The organism is Actinospica sp., assembly GCF_035552695.1.
Taxonomy (GTDB): domain Bacteria; phylum Actinomycetota; class Actinomycetes; order Streptomycetales; family Catenulisporaceae; genus Actinospica.
Genome location: NZ_DASZKT010000018.1, coordinates 1 through 18,423, shown reverse-complemented (window position 1 = coordinate 18,423; position 18,423 = coordinate 1). Strand labels below are relative to the sequence as shown.

Here is an 18,423-nt window from a genome sequence, read left to right as displayed (position 1 = left end):
AAAACCTCAATCTACTTCCGTCAGGGGTCCGCGCTCGAGCATAGCGGCGCCGGGTGTCGAGACGGCGAGGGCCGCCCTCCCCGAGGCGGGGTGGGCGGCCCTGGACGTTCTGCGCCGCTGGCTCAGCGGGTCTCGCGATGCGGGGTGTGCTTGTTGCAACGCGGGCAGTGCTTCTTCATCTCAAGACGGTCCGGGTCGTTGCGCCGGTTCTTCTTGGTGATGTAGTTGCGCTCCTTGCACTCGGTGCAAGCCAGCGTGATCTTGGGACGGACGTCTGTGGCTGCCACGAGTACGACTCCTACTGCCAAATCGGTAGCTGCTGCGGGGTCTTCGTCCGAGCGGACGTAGACCGATAAACGGACCCCAACACTTTACCCCATACCAGACAGAACCTCGGTCGGCCGGGGATACAGGGGTATTGCACGTTCGGTAGCGGTGACCGGACTTGAACCGGTGACACAGCGATTATGAGCCGCTTGCTCTGCCAACTGAGCTACACCGCCATGATCGACGAAGGCCCGCCGGGCGACGCTCGTTCACGTCACGGGCGGGCCGTCAACCAAGAGCCCCTTTACGGAATCGAACCGTAGACCTTCTCCTTACCATGGAGACGCTCTGCCGACTGAGCTAAAGGGGCAGCGCCTCCACCGCCCGGTGCCGCGCGGACTCCGTGCTTTGGTCGCTGCGTGGAAAACCATACACGGCGCGACCACCACAGTGAAATCGAGTTTCCGCCGTACGCCGAGGTAGCCGGGAATCCAAGCTCACGACCTGCCAGGATGACCCCCATGACTGATGGACCGGACTGGCTCGGCACCCTCACCGACGCCGAGGAGCGGCTCTGGGTGGCCTTCGGCCACGGCCGCCAGGTCGAGTACTGGTACGGCGAGGAAGTGCGCGCGGAGCTCGTCGCGGCGCTCGCGCTGGGCGCCGTGGCCGGCACCCCGGGCCGCATCGCCGGCGTCCGAATACGCGGCGCCCGGGTGGTCGGCGAGCTGGACCTGCGGCACGGCACCATCGACGTCCCGCTGACGATGCTGAACTGCACGTTCACCGACTCGGTGCGGTTGGAGGAGTCGATCACCAAGTCCATCGACCTGACGGGCAGTCATCTGACCCGGCTGTCCGCGACCGGCGCGCAGATACGCGGCTCCTTCAAGTTGAACCGCGTCGAGATAACCGACGGCGGCGAAGACGCGGCACTGCTCGAACTGCTGACCGTGGAGACCGATCTGCGCTGCACCCGGCTGCGCTGCTCGGGAAGAATCACACTGATCAACACCCGCGTCGGCTCGGCGCTCGTGCTCAACGCCGCCGAGCTGCGATATCCGGGCGACGTCGCGATCAACCTCGGCGGCATGACCGTCGGAAGCAGCCTCTACTTCAGCAACGCCACCGTCGAGGGGCATCTCCGGATGCCCGGGCTCTCGGTCGGCGGCCTGCTCACCCTGACCGGCTGCACGCTCAGCCACCCGCCGACCGACGGGCACTTCGCGCATCAGTCCATCACCGGCGACTCGATCACGACCGGCGGCGACGCGCTGTTCGACGAGCTCACCGCCGCCGGCCAGATCGACCTGACCGGTGCGAAGTTCGGCGGGCGGCTCTCCTTCAAGGGGGCCGCGCTGACCGCCCCGGTCCCCGAATGGGCAGCGCTGGTGGCCAACGCCGTCACCGTGGCGCGCGGCCTGTACATCGGCGACGGATTCCGCGCCGACGGCATCGTGCGGCTGACGGGCATTCAGATCGGCGGACACCTGGACCTGTTCGGCATGGCCCCCGACTCGGGCCGGCTGCAGCTGTACTACGCGAAGGCGGCCACCGTCCGCGACGGCCGGACGAAGCACGGCCGGTACGTCAGCGGCGGGGTCGAGTCGTGGCCCCGGGACGTGGCGCTCGACGGATTCACCTACGAGGCCTTCGACCCGTACCTGGACGCCGGCGAGCGGGTCAAGCTGCTGCGCCGGCAGCCGGGCTACACCGCGCAGCCCTACGAGTTCATGGCCGCGTACTACCGGGCGCTCGGCCACGAGGAGGCCGCCCGGCAGATCCTGATCGAGAAGGAGCGCGTGCGGCACCAGGGCTTCCACCGCCTTTCCCGGCTCGGCAGTGTGATTTCCAGCACAGCGCTCGGCTACGGTTACCTGCCGCGCCGCGCCGCGATCATCGCCCTCGCAGTTCAGGGGGCCGCGAGCCTCTTCTACGGCTACGAGGTGCCCACCGCCATCCACCCGGGCGATCACGTTACGTTCTATCCGGTGCTCTACGCTGCGGATCTGTTCATTCCGATCGTGCACTTCGGTCAGACCGACGCGTTCCAGTCGCACGGTTTCGCCGCCTTCGTGGCCTTTCTGCTGCCCTATCTGGGCTGGGCCCTGGGCCTGGCGATCGTGGCCGGCGCATCCCGCACCCTGTCGAAAGGTGCGGGCGGAATAGTTTAAGATTCAACTTGGTTGGCCGTCATGGACACCCTCTCCCGAGCCCTGGGAGAGCTCTCCCCGACCAAGAACGGATGAACGATGACCGAGCTGCACGAGCACCTGGTTCTGGACAAGAACGCGCAGGACCTGCTGTTCCGCGAGGCCCGCACCGCGAACACCTTCAGCGACGAGCCGGTGAGCGAGGAGCAGGTAGCCGCGATCTACGACCTGGTCAAGTACGCCCCCACGTCGATGAACATCCAGCCGCTGCGGATCCTGCTGGTCCGCACCCCCGCGGCCCGCGAGCGCCTCGTCGCCCACATGGCCGACGGCAACAAGGCGAAGACCGAGACCGCCCCGCTGGTCGCCGTGCTGGCCTACGACCCCGAGTTCCACGAGAACCTGCCCACCCAGTTCCCGCACTTCCCGGGCGCCCAGGACGTCTTCAAGGGCCAGGATCACCGCTTCGGCGCCGCGTCTCTCAACGCCAGCCTGCAGGTCGGCTACTTCATCCTCGGCGTGCGCGCCGCCGGCCTCGCCGCCGGCCCGATGACCGGCTTCGACGCCGAGGGCATCGACACGGAGTTCTTCTCCGAGTCCGGCTACAAGACCCTCGTCGTCGTCAACATCGGCCGCCCCGGCGAGAACTCCTGGTTCCCGCGCAACCCGCGCCTCGAGCACGACAAGGTCGTCACCACCGTCTGACCCGAGCCACCCCGTCGGCCCACCGCCGAACCAGGGCCGCGCACCCCGCACTCCTCCACGAGCGGCGTGCGCGGCCCTCCCCATGGCCCCGTTTCAGATGACAATACGACTTGTGTCAGTGCTCTTCTCCCGCAGGTCGGACCGTGCATACCCTGGTGCCCTCGCTCACCAGTTCTACCGAGGAGTACCAGATGGTCGCCCCCCGAGGCACGATCTACACCTACGAGACCCTCTCCCAGGCGGCAAGCGCCGCAACCAGCTACCACGGGGTGCTTCGACACCTCGGGCTACCCATCACCGGCGGCGGGGCCACACACTTGGCGCGGCGCATCAAGGACCTGGGCGTCGACGTCTCGCACTTCACCTCGCTCCGACCTCCGCCGGAACCTCTACCGACCTTCGCGCGGGACGAGTTGGCCAACGCGTTGGCCGACAGCCGGAGCCTCGCCGACCTCGCAAGGCACCTGGACCTTCCGGTGACCGCGAGGAGCAGGCGCCATATCGTCGGACAACTCGCGAGCCACGGGCTGAGCACCGGCCGACTCGGCTACCAGCGCCCAGGCCTCGATCCCGGAACACTGCACGATCTCGCCCAGCGATGTACGAGCCGCGCCGAGATGATGCGCCGCCTCGCGCTCGACCCGGAGAATTCCGCGGACTGGCGTCGGCTTCGCAAAGCCCTGTCAGAGCACAATGTCGACACCGGTCATTTCGTCCGGCCCTCGTGGGCTGCGTCGAGGTCGCGAACCTCGCGCACGCTCGACCCGGCCACCGTGCTATGCCGGAGTGAGACGGACCGCAGAGTCTCGGGCGCACGGCTTCGACGCGCCCTGGCCGCGAGCGGAGCGCCGGTCAGGTGCACGGAATGTGGACTCGACGGGTGGTGGCACGGCAAGCCGCTGACCTTGGAGGTCGACCACATCAACGGCGACTACCGGGACAACCGCCGCGAGAATCTACGGTTCCTATGCCCGAACTGCCATGCGACAACGAGCACATATTGCCGCAAGAAGAGCACAGGAACCGCTTAGTGAGTGCGGGAGATGGGATTCGAACCCACACATCCATCTCTGAATACTGGGACCTAAACCCAGCGCGTCTGCATTCCGCCACTCCCGCCTGCGAAAATCCTAGCGCAACGCGCCGAGCGGCCGCACCTGTCGCGCCTCGGGTGACCTCCGCGCCCCCAAACGACCGATCCCACCGACCCGCAGGCGACGAGCGGACCGGGGCGCGCGGCGCTGGAAGCCGTGCGGCCCCGCACCGCCGCCGCTACTTCACCGAGCCTGCGGTGAGGCCGGAGACCACCTTGCCCTCGATGAAGGCGAACAGGATGATCACCGGGATGGTGGCGATCACGGAGCCGGCGAAGAGGTGCTGCCAGTCGGTGGAGTACTGGCCGATGAAGGTGTTCATCTTCACGGTCAGGGGCTCGCTGGAGTCGGTGTTGGTCAGCGTCAGGGCGGTGATGAACTCGTTCCAGGCGGCGATGAAGGTGAAGATCAGGGCCGTGACGATGCCGGGCAGCGCCAGGGGGATGATCACCCGGAACATGGCGCCGATGCGGCTGGTGCCGTCGACCATCGCGGCCTCTTCGAGCTCCTTGGGGATCGCGCCGAAGTAGGCGTTCAGGATCCAGATCGCGAAGGCGAGGTTGAAGCCGGCGTTCACCAGGATCAGCGCGAAGGTGGAGCTCAGGTGGACCGTGTTGGTGAACTCCTGGTAGATGCCGACGATCAGGGACGTCGGCTGGAACATCTGGGTGACCAGCACCAGGAGCAGGAACACGCCGCGGCCGCGGAACTTCCTTCGCGACGTGTAGTACGCGGCGGGGATGGCGACCAGGAGCACCAGCACGGTGGCGCCGATGGAGATCTCCAGGCTGACGGCCAGGTTCGTGCCGAGGCCGGTGGACCAGATGTTCGTGAAGTTCGAGAACGTGATGTGGTGCGGGAGGTAGTCCCGGTCCCGCAGTTCCGCCTGCGGGCGCAGGGCGGTGACGATCATCTCCAGATACGGCAGCACGAAGATGAGGGCGACCAGGTACGCGGCGGCGCAGAGGAGCACCGTGCGGAAGGTCGGCGGCTTGCGGCGGCGGATGCGCTTGGCGCGGTCCTGCGAGGGCGCTGCGGCGGCGGTGACGGCGGCCATGGATCAGCCTTCCTTCAGGGCGCTGCGGTTGGCCCGCAGGAAGACGAGGACGATCAGGATGACCACGCCGAAGTTCACCACGGACAGCGCGCCGGACTGGCCGATGTTGAACTGCTTGAGCGCGTACATGTACACGGTGCTGGTACTGGTCTGGTAGTCCGGCCCGCCGCCGGTCATCGTCCAGATGATCGGGAACGAGTTGAACACGTTCATCAGGTTGATGAGTATCGCGACCAGCAGGGCCGGGCGCAGCAGCGGGAAGGTGATGCGGCGGTACGTGAGCCACTTGCTCGCGCCGTCCATCCGCGCCGCCTCGTAGACGTCGGTCGGGATGGAGGTGAGTCCGGCGAGCAGCGCGTACGTGGTGAACGGGACGGAGACGAAAACCGCCACGGCGATCATCCACCAGAGCGCGTCGGTGGGGTTGCCGAGCCAGGAGGCCTGGCTGCCGTTGAAGTTCTTGACGACGCCGATCTGGTGCAGGAACACGTTGACGACGCCGTTGTTGGGGTCGAGCATCCAGCGGAAGACGATGGCGGTCATCATCACCGAGGCGGCCCACGGCGCGATCAGCGCCCAGCGGACCACGCGGCGGCCGGGGAAGCCGCGGTTGAGCAGCTGGGCCAGCGCGAGCGAGATCAGCACCGTGATGGCGACGATCGCGAAGGTCCACAGCACGGTACGGGCCATCACCGAGCCGAGGTTCGGGTCGGAGAACAGCGTCGTGTAGTTCTTCCAGCCGTAGGCGCCGAGGTCGAAGCCGTACGAGTTGATGTGCTCCCGGGAGGTGGTGAACATCTCCCAGACCGGCCAGAGCACGACGAACGCGATCAGCGCGAGCGCCGGGGCGAGCCAGGGCAGCGGGGCCAGGGCGCGCCGCGCGCGCCGGCCGAAGGACGGGCGGATGGTCCTCGCGGCGCCGGCCTGCGTCGACGCCGCGGCCGGGGCCGTGGCAGCCGGCGGGTTGTCCACGGTTTCCTGCATGGTCAGTTCTCTTCCTTCAGGCGCCGTCATGCGGTCGAGCGGTCGTGCCGGGTGCGAGCCGGCCCCCGATCCCGGGTGCGGGCCGGGATCGGGGGCGGCATCATCTCAGCGGCAGTGCGGGCCGCGAGACTACTGGCCGCTACTCGCGAACGACTGGATCTGGCCGAGCACGGTGCTCGGCGAAGTGCCGTCCACAGCGGCGCCGATCGTCTGCTTGATCTTGGTGCCGACGTCGGACCAGTTGGCGTTCGTCGGGTAGGCCGAGGAGGTCGGGATGGCCTTGACGAACGCGCCGAAGATCGGGTCGTTCTCCTCGGCGTTGGCGGCCGAGGTGGTCGCCGGGAGCAGGTCGTACAGCTTGTCGAACTGCGCCTGGTACGAGTCCTGGTAGGCGAAGTTCAGGAACTCCTGGATCGAGCTCTGGTCGTTGTGCGTGTTCAGCGCGACGATCTGGTCGTCGACGCCGAGCGGGTTGGTCACGGTGCCGCTCTGACCCGGGAAGGGCGCGGTGGCCCAGTCGGAGGAGGTCAGCTTGCCGGCGGTCTGGATGATCGGGACCACGGCCGGGGAGCCGCCGACCATACCGACCTGGCCGGCCGCGAAGTCGGACCACATGGTGGCGCGGTTCACGGTGCCCGGGTTGGCCTCGGTGTCGCCGGCCTTGACCAGGGCGTTCATCTCGTTGAACGCGGTGACGTTGGCGGCCGAGTTGATCGTGTAGGTGCCGCCGCTGTTCACGTAGCCGCCGCCGGCGCCGAGCATCCACATGAAGGACTCGGCCTGGGCCTCCTCGGTGCCGAGGGGCATGCCGTAGCCGATGGTGCTGTTACCGAGCTTGGCGAGCTTGCCAGCGTCGGTCTGCAGCTCGGCCCACGTGGTCGGCGGGGCGCTGATGCCGGCCGCCTTGAACAGCTTGGTGTTGTAGTACAGGGCCCGGGTGCTGGTGGTGAACGGGATGCCGTACTCGGTGCCCTGGTAGTCGCCCTGCTTGGCGAAGGTCGGGATCAGGTTGCTGAGCGTGGACTGGCTCAGCACGTCGGAGGCCTTGTAAGCGATCCCCTCCTGCGCGTACGACTGCGGGGCGTCGCCCTCGATGATGTCCGGGTAGTTCTTCGACTGCAGCAGCGTGTGCAGCTTGTTCGGGAAGTCGTTCCAGTCGATCGTCTGGATGTCCACCGTGACGTTCGGGTACTTGGCGTGGAACGCCGTGGCGATGTTCTGCCAGTAGGTCTGGGTGGAGTTCGACGTCCCGGCCGTTCCGTAGTCGGCGCCGAAGAAGTGCAGGGTGACCTGGGCGCCGGATGATGACCCGGAACCGGACGACTTGGAGGAGGAGCTGCATGCGGACAGTGCTAGGGCGGCTGACAGACCGAGGGCTGCCGCGGCTGCGAGGCGATGCTTCATTGCCTAATGCCTTTCATTGCCAGGACACGCTCTGTTCGAGGAGTGGGCACAATGTAGGCGCGGCGGTCCGGGCTGGTCTATACCAGGGGAAGCCCAGGTATAGACCAGTTATCTAATCGTAATCTCAGCTGCACGGCGTCGTGACTTGATCACCGGCGGTACTGGGGCAAACTACGACAAAAGGCTGACCGGAGGTTCGGGGCGGTCGGCCCTTGCTGACGGTTTGTCAGTGCCGAACGTCAGCTGAGAACCAGATGCGGGGCGAGCGCGGCGAAGGCGCGGCGCCGGTGCGAGATCCGGTTCTTCTCCTCGGCGGGCAGCTCCGCGGTGCTCACGTCGTAGCCGTCCGGCCGGAAGATCGGGTCGTAGCCGAAGCCGCCCGCACCGTGCCGCTCGCGCAGCAGGACGCCCTCGATCCGGCCCTCCTCGACCACCCGGGCGCCGTCGGGCCCTGGCTCGGCCAGCGCGGCGGCGCAGACGAACGCGGCGCCGCGGTGCTCGTCGGGCACGTCGGAGACCTGTGCCAGCAGCAGATCCAGGTTGGCCGCGTCGGCGCCGTGCTTGCCGGCCCAGCGTGCGGAGAAGATGCCGGGCATGCCGTTGAGGGCGTCGACGCAGATGCCGGAGTCGTCGGCGATCGCCGGCAGGCCGGTCGCCTCGGCCACGGCCGCCGCCTTGAGCATCGCGTTGCCCGCGAAGGTGAGCTCGGTCTCGGCCACGTCCGGCACGTCGGGGTAGTCGGTCACGCCGACGAGGTCCACGTCCACCCCGAGGTCGGCGAGGATCGCGCGCAGCTCGCCGATCTTGTGGGCGTTGCGGGTGGCCAGGACGACGCGCCGCGGCTCGTGCTTCGGCACCGCGTCGCTCACCGGCCCAGGGCCTTGTTCTGCAGCAGCGTCAGCTCGCGGCAGCCGAGCTCGGCCAGGTCCAGCAGGTTGCCCAGCTCGCTCCGGTCGAACGGCGCGCCCTCGGCCGTGCCCTGCACCTCGACGAACTTGCCGTCCCCGGTGCACACCACGTTCATGTCGGTTTCCGCACGCACGTCCTCCTCATAGCAGAGGTCGAGCATCGGCTTGCCGTCGATGATGCCCACCGAGACCGCGCACACCGAACCGCTCAGCGGCTCGTGCTTGCCCTTGATCGCGCCGCGCGCGCGCAGCCAGCTCACCGCGTCCTCGAGCGCGACGTACGCGCCGGTGATCGCGGCGGTGCGGGTGCCGCCGTCGGCCTGCAGCACGTCGCAGTCCAGCACGATCGTGTTCTCGCCGAGGGCCTTGTAGTCCACCACCGCGCGCACGGCCCGGCCGATCAGCCGGGAGATCTCGTGTGTGCGGCCGCCGATGCGGCCCTTGACGGACTCGCGGTCGGAGCGGTCGTGGGTGGCCCGCGGCAGCATCGCGTACTCGGCGGTGACCCAGCCGAGGCCGGAACCCTTGCGCCAGCGCGGCACGCCTTCTGTTACCGAAGCCGCACACAGCACCCTGGTTCGCCCGAACTCGACGAGGACCGAGCCCTCCGCGTGGTCCAGCCAGTTGCGGGTGATGGTGACGGGGCGCAGTTGGTCGGCGGTGCGTCCGTCGACTCGCGCCGCGTTCTCTGGGGTCGGGGAGGAGGTCATGCGTCGAGCGTAACGGCCCGGGCGACGTCGCTCAGCTCCGGACCGAGGAAACGCCTGCCGATCTCCCGGAAGCGCTCCGGATCGCCGGTGGTGCGGAATTCGTGCACCGGCGCGGCGAGGGTCTCGTCGCGCATCAGGCCGCGTACGGCGAGCTCCCGGTAGACGTCCTTGGCGGTCTCCTCGGCGCTGGAGATCAGCGTCACATCCTCGCCCATCACGTACGAGATCACGCCGGTGAGCAGTGGATAGTGGGTGCAGCCGAGGATCAGCGTGTCCACTTCGGCCGCCGCGACCGGGTCGAGGTACTCGTGCGCGGCCTTGATCAGCTCCTCGCCGCCGGTGACGCCGTCCTCGACGAACTCGACGAAGCGCGGGCAGGCCTGGCTGGTGAGGGTCACGTTGGGGACGGCGGCGAGCGCGTCGTCGTACGCGCGGGAGGTCATGGTCGCCATCGTGGAGATGACGCCGATGCGGCCGTTGCGGGTGGCGGCCACGGCGCGCCGGGCGGCCGGATGGATCACCTCGACGACCGGCACCGAATAGCGCTCACGCGCGTCCCTGAGCATCGCGGAACTGGCCGAGTTGCACGCGATCACCAGCATCTTCACCCCGTGCTCGACCAGCTGGTCGAGGCATTCGAGGGAGTATTTGCGCACCTCGGCGATCGGCCGCGGGCCGTAGGGGGCCCGGGCCGTGTCACCGAGGTAGAAGACCGGCTCGTGCGGCAACTGATCCAGCAGGGCCCTGGCCACGGTCAGTCCGCCGTAGCCGCTGTCAAAGATCCCGATCGGTGAGTTCGCCACTCGAGAACGATAGAACATCAGGCCCAGAGCTGGCCTGACAGCCTGTCCTCGGCCTGGAATAGACACAGGGTGCCCTCGTACGTCAGGCCCATAGTTGCCCCGACAGGCGGTCCTCGGCCTCGTCCAGGGTTCCCTCGTAGGCGCCTGTCGACAGGTACTTCCAGCCGCCGTCCGCGACGACGAAGGCGATGTCCGCAGTGCCGCCGGCCTTGTGTACCTTGGTCGCGATGCCGATCGCGGCGTGCAGCGCGCAGCCGGTGGAGATGCCCGCGAAGATGCCCTCGGTGGTCAGCAGCTCCCTGGTACGCCGCAGCGCGTCGGCGGACGCGACGGAGTAACGGGTCGTCAGGACCGACTCGTCGTAGATCTCCGGGACGAAGCCCTCGTCGAGGTTGCGCAGGCCGTAGATGAGGTCGTCATAGCGGGGCTCGGCCGCCACGATCTCGATGCCGGGGACCTTCTCGCGCAGGTAGCGGCCCACGCCCATGAGCGTGCCGGTGGTGCCCAGGCCGGCCACGAAGTGGGTGATGGTGGGCAGGTCGGCGAGGATCTCCGGGCCGGTGCCCGCGTAGTGCGCGCCGGCGTTGGCCGGGTTGCCGTACTGGTAGAGCAGCACCCATTCGGGGTTCTGCTCCGCGAGCCGCTTGGCCACCCGGACCGCCTCGTTGGAGCCGCCGGCCGCGGGCGAGGGCACGATCTCGGCGCCCCACATGCGCAGCAGCTGGCGCCGCTCGGCCGAGGTGTTCTCCGGCATGACGCAGATCAGCTTGTAGCCCTTGAGCTTGGCGGCCATGGCCAGCGCGATGCCGGTGTTGCCGCTGGTCGGCTCGAGGATCGTGCAGCCCGGGCTCAGCCGCCCGTCCCGCTCGGCCTGCTCGACCATGGCGAGCGCGGGCCGGTCCTTGATGGAGCCGGTCGGGTTGCGGTCCTCCAGCTTGGCCCAGATCCGCACGTTCTCGGACGGGGACAGCGTCGGCAGCCCGACCAGCGGGGTGTGGCCGAGCGAGTCGAGCAGCGAGTCGTAGCGCATGGCGTCTGGGGTCAGCGCATGCCGCCGGCGACGGCCGGCAGCACGGTGACGTTGTCGCCGTCGGTCAGCTCGGTGTCCAGGCCGCCGAGGAAGCGCACGTCCTCGTCGTTCTTGTACACGTTCACGAAGCGGCGCAGCTGGCCCGCGTCCAGCAGCCGGTCGCCGAGGCCGGGGTGCCGGACGTCGAGGTCGGAGATGAGGTCCTTGAGGGTCTGGCCGCTGCCCTCGACGCGCTTGGCGCCGTCGGTGTAGCTGCGCAGGATGGTCGGGATGGAGACCTGGACGGCCATGGAGGCTCCTGGGAAGTCGGGGCGTTCTCGCCCGGTGGTTGGGGGTCGTCAGCGATGCGGATGTCAGCGACACAGCGCGCTGGCCAGGCGGCCAAGGTCGACGTGGCGGCGCGCCACGAGCAGCGCACTCGGGTCATGGGCCGTCATCACATCGGGGGAACGCATGCGCCCATTCTACCGATTCCCGCTGTAAGGGCCCCGGGGCGTCTCAGTTGTTGGCCCAGGTGGCCGGTCCACCGCCGGAGCAGTGCATCAGCGCCAGATAGGCGGTGGTCAGGGTGAGCCAGCGGGTCATCGGGTTGCGCGGCACCAGCGCGAGGATCACCCAGGCGACCGCGGCGTACCAGGGCAGCGACCAGGGCGCGACCAGGATCCAGGCGAAGCAGAGCGCGAAGGGCACGGTCACCACGGCCGGCTGGTCAGCGCCGAATTTCCGGTAGATCGCGTACGCGATCAGCACCATCAGGATCGGCCAGCTGATCGAGATGATATCGGTGGACACCCGCTGGCCGGTGGACTGCGCGCCGAACAGGCCGAACACCCATTCGACGGTGAGCTGGAAGGCGCGCCAGGGCGAGGGCGTGGCCACCAGGCTGGAGGCCTGCAGCACCTGTTTGAAGGCGTGCATGCCGAAGAAGGAGTAGAAGAACACGACCGTGCCGAGCCCGCCGACCGCCAGCCGCAGCAGGTTCGCCCATTCGCGCCGGTTGAGCAGCACCCAGCCGACGGCGACGCCGGCCAGGCCCGCGGTGATCTTGAAGCAGCAGCCGGTGCCGATCGCCGCGCCGACCCACAGGTAGCGCCAGCCGCTCGTCCGGCTGCGGGCGAGCTGGACGCCGACGACGCTGGCCGCGGCGACGTACGTGTCCAGGTGGCCGCCCCCGACGAGCTGCTGGATCAGCACCGGGTTGGCCACCCACATCAGGCTGGCGCGTACCGGGTCGTCGGCGGTGCGCAGCAGGAAGTAGCCGACGCCGAGGAAGACCAGCCCGTTCATGATCATCAGGAAGGACACGGCGGCGGCCGGGTTGGAGCTGCCGCCGAACAGCGCGGCGAGCTGCTGCAGCCAGGTGGCCAGCGGGCCGTAGACCGAGGGCGTGTTCCGCCACATCTGGCCGACGGTCATCGTGTACAGGTCGGAGGGGCCGAGCTGTCCCGGGCCGTTGTTGTACGGATCGATGCCGAGGTTCGCCATTCGGCCGTACGCGGCGTAGCTGGTGGTGTCCGAGGAGCCGACCGGTGTGACGAACACCATGATGGCGACGATCGCGCAGGCGACCAGGAACAGGTGCCGCGGGTTGGGCCGCCAGCCGCGGCTGTTGGCCCACAGCAGTCCGGCCAGGCCCACGCACTGCATGACGATCGCGGTCCAGGTCAGGGCGATCGAGGTCCAGTCGGGCAGATGGCCGAGATGCCCGGAGAGCGGCAGCACGATGTAGACGATCCCGGTCCTGACGCCGGTCTTGCTGTTCTCGATGAACGGCACGCGGTAGAGCGTGTTGTAGTTCGGCGAGAAGATGCCGACCACCATGATCAGCCCGAGCCCGACCAGCGAGATGATGATCGCGCTGCGCGGGGTGGCGAGCTTGGAGTTCGCGAGCTTGTAGACGAGTTCGAGCCCGCGCGAGACCGGGCCGCCCGGGCCCTCGGCGGGGCGTGGCTCGTCCGCGGACCGGCCGTTGTCGCCGGGTCCGCCGACGACGACGGCCCCGGGGCCCCCGCCTGCGCTTATCGGCTTCGTCACTGTTCCTCGTCCTGCTCTTCCCCGTGGCGATGCTAGTGCCAAGTCAGCTCGTGTGTGTCACCGAGGCCGCGGTCTTTACCGGTTCCGCGAACTCCTGCGGCTCGCGGGCGCCGGCCTGCCAGAGCCGGCGCAGCGCCTGCACGCAGGCGACCACCAGGATCAGGTTGCGCGCCGCCACCACCATCGTCCCCCAGAACTGGCCGCCCATGACCTCGCCGAACAGCAGCGGGAACTCGACCTGGGTGATCAGCACGCAGAACACGACGAGGCAGGCCGGCCTGGCCATCACCGTACCGCGGCGCATCGGGCCGTTCTCGGTCAGTACCAGCGCGGCCAGGCCGAGCAGCCAGATCAGGTACTGCGGGCTGAGCACCCGGCTGGTGACGACGAGCACCAGCACGACGGTGAACGCCGTGTCGTACATCAGGCCCGGGGTCCAGCAGCGTGGCCGGAAGCGCATCAGCCGCCACCACAGCACGATGCCCACGCCGACCACGGTGAGCAGTTCGGCGAAGGAGGCGACGGCGGAGATCCCGGGTCCGGAGATCTGGAAGGAGCCGTAGCTCATCGCGACCTTGGCCGGGTAGCCGAACCAGTGCAGGAACATGAACACGGAGGCGAGCACGGACTCGACCTCGATGCCGCGGTTGGACTGGCCGGACAGGAAGGACAGGGCGCCGGTCATGGACAGCGAGAGGATCGCGGTGAGGACCAGCGCGGTGCCGACCGCCCAGGCGACGGCGCGCCGGCCGGGACCCTTCGGCGGCAGCCCGAGGATCAGCGCGCCCGGCCAGACCTTGATGATCGTGCCGAGCCCGAGCAGCGCGCCGCGCGCCGACCAGCGCAGCTTCACCGAGCGGGCCGGCAGGACCAGCCCGGCCACGGCCAGCGCGGTGACGATCACGTCGTAGCGCATCAGCAGCAGCGGGCCGATCGCGAAGCCGCCGACGACCCACACCCACACCCCGGTCAGGTGCGCGTCCGCGCCGTCGGCCGCCGCGTTCCGGTGCGCGTGGCCGAGCAGCAGCAGGAAGACGGCCAGGTCGGCGAGCAGGGCCAGGAAGAAGAAGGTGACCAGGTAGCTGGCGCCGAAGTGGGTGACCAGCAGCGGGGCCAGGAAGATCAGCGCGGCGGCGGGCGGGTACTGCCATCGGTTGTCGTGCACGGGATAGCTGCCGTGCTCCAGGATGCGGGCCCAGCCGTTGTAGATCTTCACATCGCCCAGCACCGCGCCGTGCGAGAACCAGGGAATGACCGTCGTCGCCATCAGCATGAGCAGCAGCCGGGTGACCAGCCACGCCAGCAGGGCGCGCCGGTACCGCGGTTCGGCGACGACGAGAAGGCTCATTCTGAGGCGTCCACTACCTTGATCTCCTCCTCGGAGACCACGCCGTCGATGATCCGGAAGGAGCGGAACTGGAACTCGCCGAGGCCGTCGGTGTCCCGGGTGGAGACGAGGACGAAGTGGGCGGTTCCGTAGTCGGCGTTGGCCACGTCGGTGCGCGAGGGGTAGGCCTCGGTGGCCGTGTGCGAGTGGTAGATGACCACCGGCTCCTCGTCCCGGTCGTCCATCTCGCGGAAGACCTTGAGCTTCTCGGCCGAGTCCAGGCTGTAGAAGGTCGGGGAGTGCTCCGCGTTGATCATCGGGATGAACCGCTCGGGCCGATCCGAGCCGAGCGGCCCGGCGACGATCCCGCAGGCCTCGTCGGGATGGTCGCGGCGGGCATGGTCGATGATGGCGGCACGGATCGCCTGTCCTATGGTCAGCACGGGAAAAGGGTAACCGGTCAAACTCACCAAGGCGTCACCGATCGCCTGTGCTGACCCTGTGGTCAGCACAGGAAAAGGGTAACCGGAACCGCTGAGCGCGCGCTCACACGGACCCGGCGGGCGCTGACACGGACGCCGCGGGCGCTCAGCGGGGCAGCGCCTCCAGCAGCGTCTCCTGCAGGTAGCCCAGGTAGTGGTAGGCGGGGACGTAGGCGCGCAGCGGGTCGTCCTGGCCCAGTTCGGCGCCGGGTTCCTGGCCGTCGTCGGTCAGCCCGAAGCGGGAGCCGAGCACCAGCCGCAGGTCGTTGAGCGTGCCGAGCCAGCACTGCGCCTGCTCCTCGTCGAGGTCGAAGCGGCCGCCCTTGTCCTCCGGCAGGCTCTCCAGCGCGCACTGCGCCCGGCCGCGCTTGCCGGCCCGCAGCTCGCCCTCGGTGAACCGGCGGAACTCGGCCGCGGCCTGCTCGTCCTCCCGGTACGCGTCCGGGAACAGCCGGGCCAGCGCCGGATCGTCCGGCGGCGCCACCTCCTCGGGCTCGGCGGCGAGGTCGGCCAGGCCGAGCTCTATGGCCAGCGGGTCAGCGCTGCTCGCCCGCTCCTCGGCCGGACCGAGCAGGTCGAGCAGCTGTCCGAAGAGGTAGGCGAGCAACTCTGCCTCCACCGCCTCCAGGTTGGCCTGGACGGTACGGTTCGGGCCGGCGCGAAACGTGAAGCTCAAGGCGGGTTCTCTCAGGGTCGGCGAGTGACGCGGCGTCAGTCGTGTTGCAGCGTGGCCCAAAGACCATAGCCGTGCATGGCGGCCACGTCGCGTTCCATCTCCTCGCGGGACCCGGTGGACACCGCCGCCTTGCCGCGCTGATGCACGTCCATCATCAGCTTCTCCGCCCTCGTCCGCGGATATCCGAAATACGTCTGGAAGACGTAGCTGACATAGCTCATCAGGTTGACGGGGTCGTTCCAGACGACCGTGGTCCAGGGCCGGTCCGCGGACCGCAGCGGGTCCGCGTCGGCGATTTCCGGCTGTTCCAATTCAATGGGCGCAGTGCTCACGGTCCTATCGTCGCACTCTTTGAGACGGCGCTCACATGCCGAGGTCCCTGTTATGCGGTACCCTTAGCGTCATGGTGACGATAAGTACCCCGGCCCTGCTCACCGATCACTACGAGCTGACCATGCTGCAGGGCGCGCTGCGCAGCGGCGCGGCCGGGCGGCGGTCGGTGTTCGAAGTGTTCACCCGTCGGCTGCCGGACGGACGCAGGTACGGCGTCGTGGCGGGCACCGGACGGGTCATCGAGGCGGTGGAGGAGTTCCGCTTCACGGCGGAGCAGCTCGAGTTCCTCGAGCGGGCCGCGGTGGTGGACCGGGCCACGCTGGACTGGCTGGCCGACTACCGCTTCCGCGGCTCGATCAGCGGCTACCGGGAGGGCGAGTGCTACTTCCCCGGCTCGCCGATCCTCACGGTGGAGGGCGGCTTCGCCGAGTGCGTGCTGCTCGAGACGCTGGTGCTGTCCATCCTCAACCACGACTCGGCGATCGCCGCGGCGGCCTCCCGGATGGTCTCGGCGGCGGCCGGGCGCCCGTGCATCGAGATGGGCTCGCGGCGCACCCACGAGGAGGCCGCGGTGGCCAGCGCCCGGGCGGCGTACCTGGCCGGCTTCTCCGCGACCTCGAACCTGGAGTCCAGGTTCCGCTACGGCGTGCCCACGGTCGGCACCGCGGCGCACGCGTTCACCCTGGTGCACGACAGCGAGCGGGAGGCCTTCCAGACGCAGGTGGCGGCCCTCGGCAAGGGCACGACGCTGCTGGTCGACACGTACGACGTGGCCGAGGCGGTACGGGTGGCCGTGGAGGTGGCCGGGCCCGATCTCGGCGCGGTGCGGCTGGACTCCGGCGACCTGCTGTGGATGGCGCACCGGGTGCGCAAGCAGCTCGACGAGCTCGGCGCCCGCAACACGAAGATCGTGGTGACCAGCGACCTGGACGAGTACGCGATCGCGGCGCTGGCCGCCGCCCCGGTGGACTCGTACGGGGTGGGCACCCAGCTGGTGACCGGCAGCGGCGCGCCGACCTCGTCCATGGTCTACAAGCTGGTGGCCCGCGCGGAGTCGGCCGACCCGAAGGCGCCGCTGCTGCCGGTGGCGAAGCGGTCCACCGGCAAGCCGAGCATCGGCGGCCGCAAGTGGGCCTACCGGCGGATCGACGAGGACGGCGTGGCCACCGAGGAGATCATCACGACGCATCCGGACCCCTCGCTCGGCCGCCCGCTGATCACCCCGCTGGTCGTGGACGGCGACGTGGTGGAACGACAGAATCTGGCCGAGGGACGGCGGCTGCACCAGGACAGCCTGGCCCAGCTGCCGGTCTCGGCGACCCAGTTGTCCCGTGGGGACGCGGTGATCCCCACGGTCTACACGAAGGTGGACTGACACGATGGCCAAGGCACTGATCGTGGTGGACGTGCAGAAGGACTTCTGTGAGGGCGGCTCGCTCGCGGTGACCGGCGGTAACGCGGTCGCGGCGAAGGTGCGCGAGTACGTGCTCGACGAGGACGGGGGCGGCGCCGACTACGTGGTCGCGACCCGGGACTACCACGTGGACCCGGGCGAGCACTTCGGCGAGTGGCCGGTGCACTGCAGGGTCGGGACGGAGGGCGCGGACTTCCACCCTGCCGTCGCCGACCTGCCGTTCGATGCCGAGTTCCGCAAGGGCGAGCACGCGGCGGCGTACTCCGGCTTCGAGGGGGTGGACGCGTCCGGGTCCGGGCAGAGCCTCGAGCAGTGGCTGCGGGCGCGCGGGGTGACCGAGGTGGACGTGTGCGGGCTGGCCACGGACTTCTGCGTGGCGGCGACCGCGAAGGACGCCGAGACGCTCGGCTTCGCCACCCGCGTGCTGCTGGAGATGAGCGCGGCGGTCAACCCGGGCTAGCCGGGACCGGACGGGCGACGGGCCCGCATACGACCCCTGGAACGAGGGTGTCGCATGCGGGCCCGTCGACGCGTATCAGACCTCGCTATCAGACCTCGCCCATCAGACCTTGACGGTGACGGTCGAGGTCGCGCGCTCGTGCACGCCCTGCCGGTACGGCCGTCCCCAGAGCACGCCGCCGAGCGTCAGCACGTCCACGACCGGGATGATCGCGAACACCCAGAAGAGCAGTGCCCTGCGGATCCCGGCCCCGCCGCGGCCGAGCGGGTTGCCGTCGGCCAGCTTCACGACGCGCACCCCGGCGAGCCGCTTGCCGAAGGTCTGCCCGCCGCGCCCGAGCCGGTAGCCCTCGTAGATGATCGAGACGACCAGGAAGGCGAGCAGCGCGCCCGCCCACATCGCGATGCCGATCCCGTCCATGCCGAGCGTGGTGTAGGTCGTGGTGGCCTGCGAGTCCAGCTTGAGCACGTACTGGTGGTCGTGCCGGTGCGCTATCAGCAGCAGGGTCACGGTGATCGGCGCCGAGAAGATCGCGGCGATGCCGATGTCGATGATGCGGCCCAGGAAGCGCGAGCCGGGTGT

Annotated in this window: 21 protein-coding genes and 3 tRNA genes; 5 read left to right on the top strand and 19 right to left on the bottom strand. The window is 69.0% G+C overall.

Translation table 11 applies throughout. The features are described 5' to 3' along the window. Window positions 1-122: 122 nt before the first annotated feature. The 3 genes from rpmG to VG296_RS03170 all read right to left on the bottom strand — a co-directional run bounded on the left by rpmG (window position 123) and on the right by VG296_RS03170 (window position 637). The gene (rpmG, locus tag VG296_RS03180; RefSeq protein ID WP_325562850.1) at window positions 123-287 is read right to left on the bottom strand and encodes a 50S ribosomal protein L33; all 165 of its coding nucleotides are present in this window, start codon (window positions 285-287) and stop codon (window positions 123-125) included. Window positions 288-430: 143 nt separating this feature from the next. Next, window positions 431-503, bottom strand: a tRNA-Met gene (locus VG296_RS03175). Window positions 504-564: 61 nt separating this feature from the next. Continuing rightward, window positions 565-637, bottom strand: a tRNA-Thr gene (locus VG296_RS03170). Between the two features lie 151 nt (window positions 638-788). Between VG296_RS03170 and VG296_RS03165 the strand changes: the two genes are divergently transcribed. The 3 genes from VG296_RS03165 to VG296_RS03155 all read left to right on the top strand — a co-directional run bounded on the left by VG296_RS03165 (window position 789) and on the right by VG296_RS03155 (window position 4,156). Continuing rightward, on the top strand, window positions 789-2,441 hold the full coding sequence (locus VG296_RS03165) for a hypothetical protein (RefSeq protein WP_325562848.1): 1,653 nt from the start codon (window positions 789-791) through the stop codon (window positions 2,439-2,441). A 78-nt stretch (window positions 2,442-2,519) separates the two neighbouring features. Further along, entirely contained in the window at window positions 2,520-3,125 is a 606-nt protein-coding gene (locus VG296_RS03160) for a malonic semialdehyde reductase (protein ID WP_325562845.1), read from the top strand. A 143-nt stretch (window positions 3,126-3,268) separates the two neighbouring features. Beyond that, window positions 3,269-4,156, top strand: coding sequence for an HNH endonuclease signature motif containing protein (locus VG296_RS03155; RefSeq protein ID WP_325562843.1), 888 nt, complete (start codon window positions 3,269-3,271; stop codon window positions 4,154-4,156). A gap of 4 nt (window positions 4,157-4,160) precedes the next feature. Here VG296_RS03155 and VG296_RS03150 read toward each other — a convergent pair. From VG296_RS03150 to clpS, 15 genes are all read right to left on the bottom strand, one after another. Further along, a tRNA-Leu gene (locus VG296_RS03150) sits at window positions 4,161-4,244 on the bottom strand. A gap of 153 nt (window positions 4,245-4,397) precedes the next feature. Then, window positions 4,398-5,276, bottom strand: a complete 879-nt coding sequence (locus VG296_RS03145) for a carbohydrate ABC transporter permease (RefSeq protein WP_325562841.1) — start codon at window positions 5,274-5,276, stop codon at window positions 4,398-4,400. Window positions 5,277-5,279: 3 nt separating this feature from the next. Next, complete coding sequence (locus tag VG296_RS03140; protein ID WP_325562839.1) at window positions 5,280-6,260, bottom strand: sugar ABC transporter permease; 981 nt, start codon at window positions 6,258-6,260, stop codon at window positions 5,280-5,282. 129 nt (window positions 6,261-6,389) lie between these two features. Then, window positions 6,390-7,664: an extracellular solute-binding protein gene (locus tag VG296_RS03135; protein WP_325562837.1), complete on the bottom strand. Its 1,275-nt coding sequence runs from the start codon at window positions 7,662-7,664 to the stop codon at window positions 6,390-6,392. Between the two features lie 239 nt (window positions 7,665-7,903). Continuing rightward, window positions 7,904-8,533, bottom strand: a complete 630-nt coding sequence (gene rdgB / locus VG296_RS03130; RefSeq protein WP_325562835.1) for an RdgB/HAM1 family non-canonical purine NTP pyrophosphatase — start codon at window positions 8,531-8,533, stop codon at window positions 7,904-7,906. Next, the gene (gene rph / locus VG296_RS03125; RefSeq protein ID WP_325562833.1) at window positions 8,530-9,282 is read right to left on the bottom strand and encodes a ribonuclease PH; all 753 of its coding nucleotides are present in this window, start codon (window positions 9,280-9,282) and stop codon (window positions 8,530-8,532) included. Before rph ends, rdgB begins: the two co-directional genes overlap by 4 nt. Next, the gene (murI, locus tag VG296_RS03120; protein WP_325562831.1) at window positions 9,279-10,085 is read right to left on the bottom strand and encodes a glutamate racemase; all 807 of its coding nucleotides are present in this window, start codon (window positions 10,083-10,085) and stop codon (window positions 9,279-9,281) included. The genes rph and murI overlap by 4 nt, the downstream gene beginning before the upstream one ends. An 82-nt stretch (window positions 10,086-10,167) precedes the next feature. After that, complete coding sequence (locus VG296_RS03115) at window positions 10,168-11,115, bottom strand: cysteine synthase (RefSeq protein ID WP_325562829.1); 948 nt, start codon at window positions 11,113-11,115, stop codon at window positions 10,168-10,170. An 11-nt stretch (window positions 11,116-11,126) separates the two neighbouring features. After that, entirely contained in the window at window positions 11,127-11,405 is a 279-nt protein-coding gene (locus tag VG296_RS03110) for a MoaD/ThiS family protein (protein WP_325562827.1), read from the bottom strand. Between the two features lie 63 nt (window positions 11,406-11,468). Continuing rightward, window positions 11,469-11,552: a putative leader peptide gene (locus VG296_RS32690; RefSeq protein ID WP_349259442.1), complete on the bottom strand. Its 84-nt coding sequence runs from the start codon at window positions 11,550-11,552 to the stop codon at window positions 11,469-11,471. Between the two features lie 61 nt (window positions 11,553-11,613). Beyond that, complete coding sequence (locus VG296_RS03105; RefSeq protein ID WP_325562825.1) at window positions 11,614-13,149, bottom strand: hypothetical protein; 1,536 nt, start codon at window positions 13,147-13,149, stop codon at window positions 11,614-11,616. Between the two features lie 43 nt (window positions 13,150-13,192). Next, a complete protein-coding gene (locus VG296_RS03100; protein WP_325562823.1) occupies window positions 13,193-14,497 on the bottom strand; it encodes a glycosyltransferase family 87 protein in 1,305 nt (434 codons plus the stop codon). Beyond that, window positions 14,494-14,919, bottom strand: a complete 426-nt coding sequence (locus VG296_RS03095) for a M67 family metallopeptidase (protein WP_325562822.1) — start codon at window positions 14,917-14,919, stop codon at window positions 14,494-14,496. Before VG296_RS03095 ends, VG296_RS03100 begins: the two co-directional genes overlap by 4 nt. Before the next feature lie 145 nt (window positions 14,920-15,064). Beyond that, a complete protein-coding gene (locus tag VG296_RS03090; RefSeq protein ID WP_325562820.1) occupies window positions 15,065-15,634 on the bottom strand; it encodes a DUF2017 domain-containing protein in 570 nt (189 codons plus the stop codon). A gap of 35 nt (window positions 15,635-15,669) precedes the next feature. After that, a complete protein-coding gene (gene clpS / locus VG296_RS03085; RefSeq protein WP_325562818.1) occupies window positions 15,670-15,966 on the bottom strand; it encodes an ATP-dependent Clp protease adapter ClpS in 297 nt (98 codons plus the stop codon). Window positions 15,967-16,037: 71 nt separating this feature from the next. Between clpS and VG296_RS03080 the strand changes: the two genes are divergently transcribed. Both VG296_RS03080 and VG296_RS03075 read left to right on the top strand, forming a co-directional pair. Continuing rightward, entirely contained in the window at window positions 16,038-17,342 is a 1,305-nt protein-coding gene (locus VG296_RS03080; protein ID WP_325562816.1) for a nicotinate phosphoribosyltransferase, read from the top strand. A 4-nt stretch (window positions 17,343-17,346) separates the two neighbouring features. Then, on the top strand, window positions 17,347-17,841 hold the full coding sequence (locus VG296_RS03075; RefSeq protein ID WP_325562814.1) for an isochorismatase family protein: 495 nt from the start codon (window positions 17,347-17,349) through the stop codon (window positions 17,839-17,841). A gap of 102 nt (window positions 17,842-17,943) precedes the next feature. On the opposite strand, the gene VG296_RS03070 is transcribed toward VG296_RS03075, so the two are convergent. Next, on the bottom strand, window positions 17,944-18,423 hold a 480-nt coding region (locus VG296_RS03070; protein ID WP_325562812.1), incomplete at its 5' end, for an RDD family protein.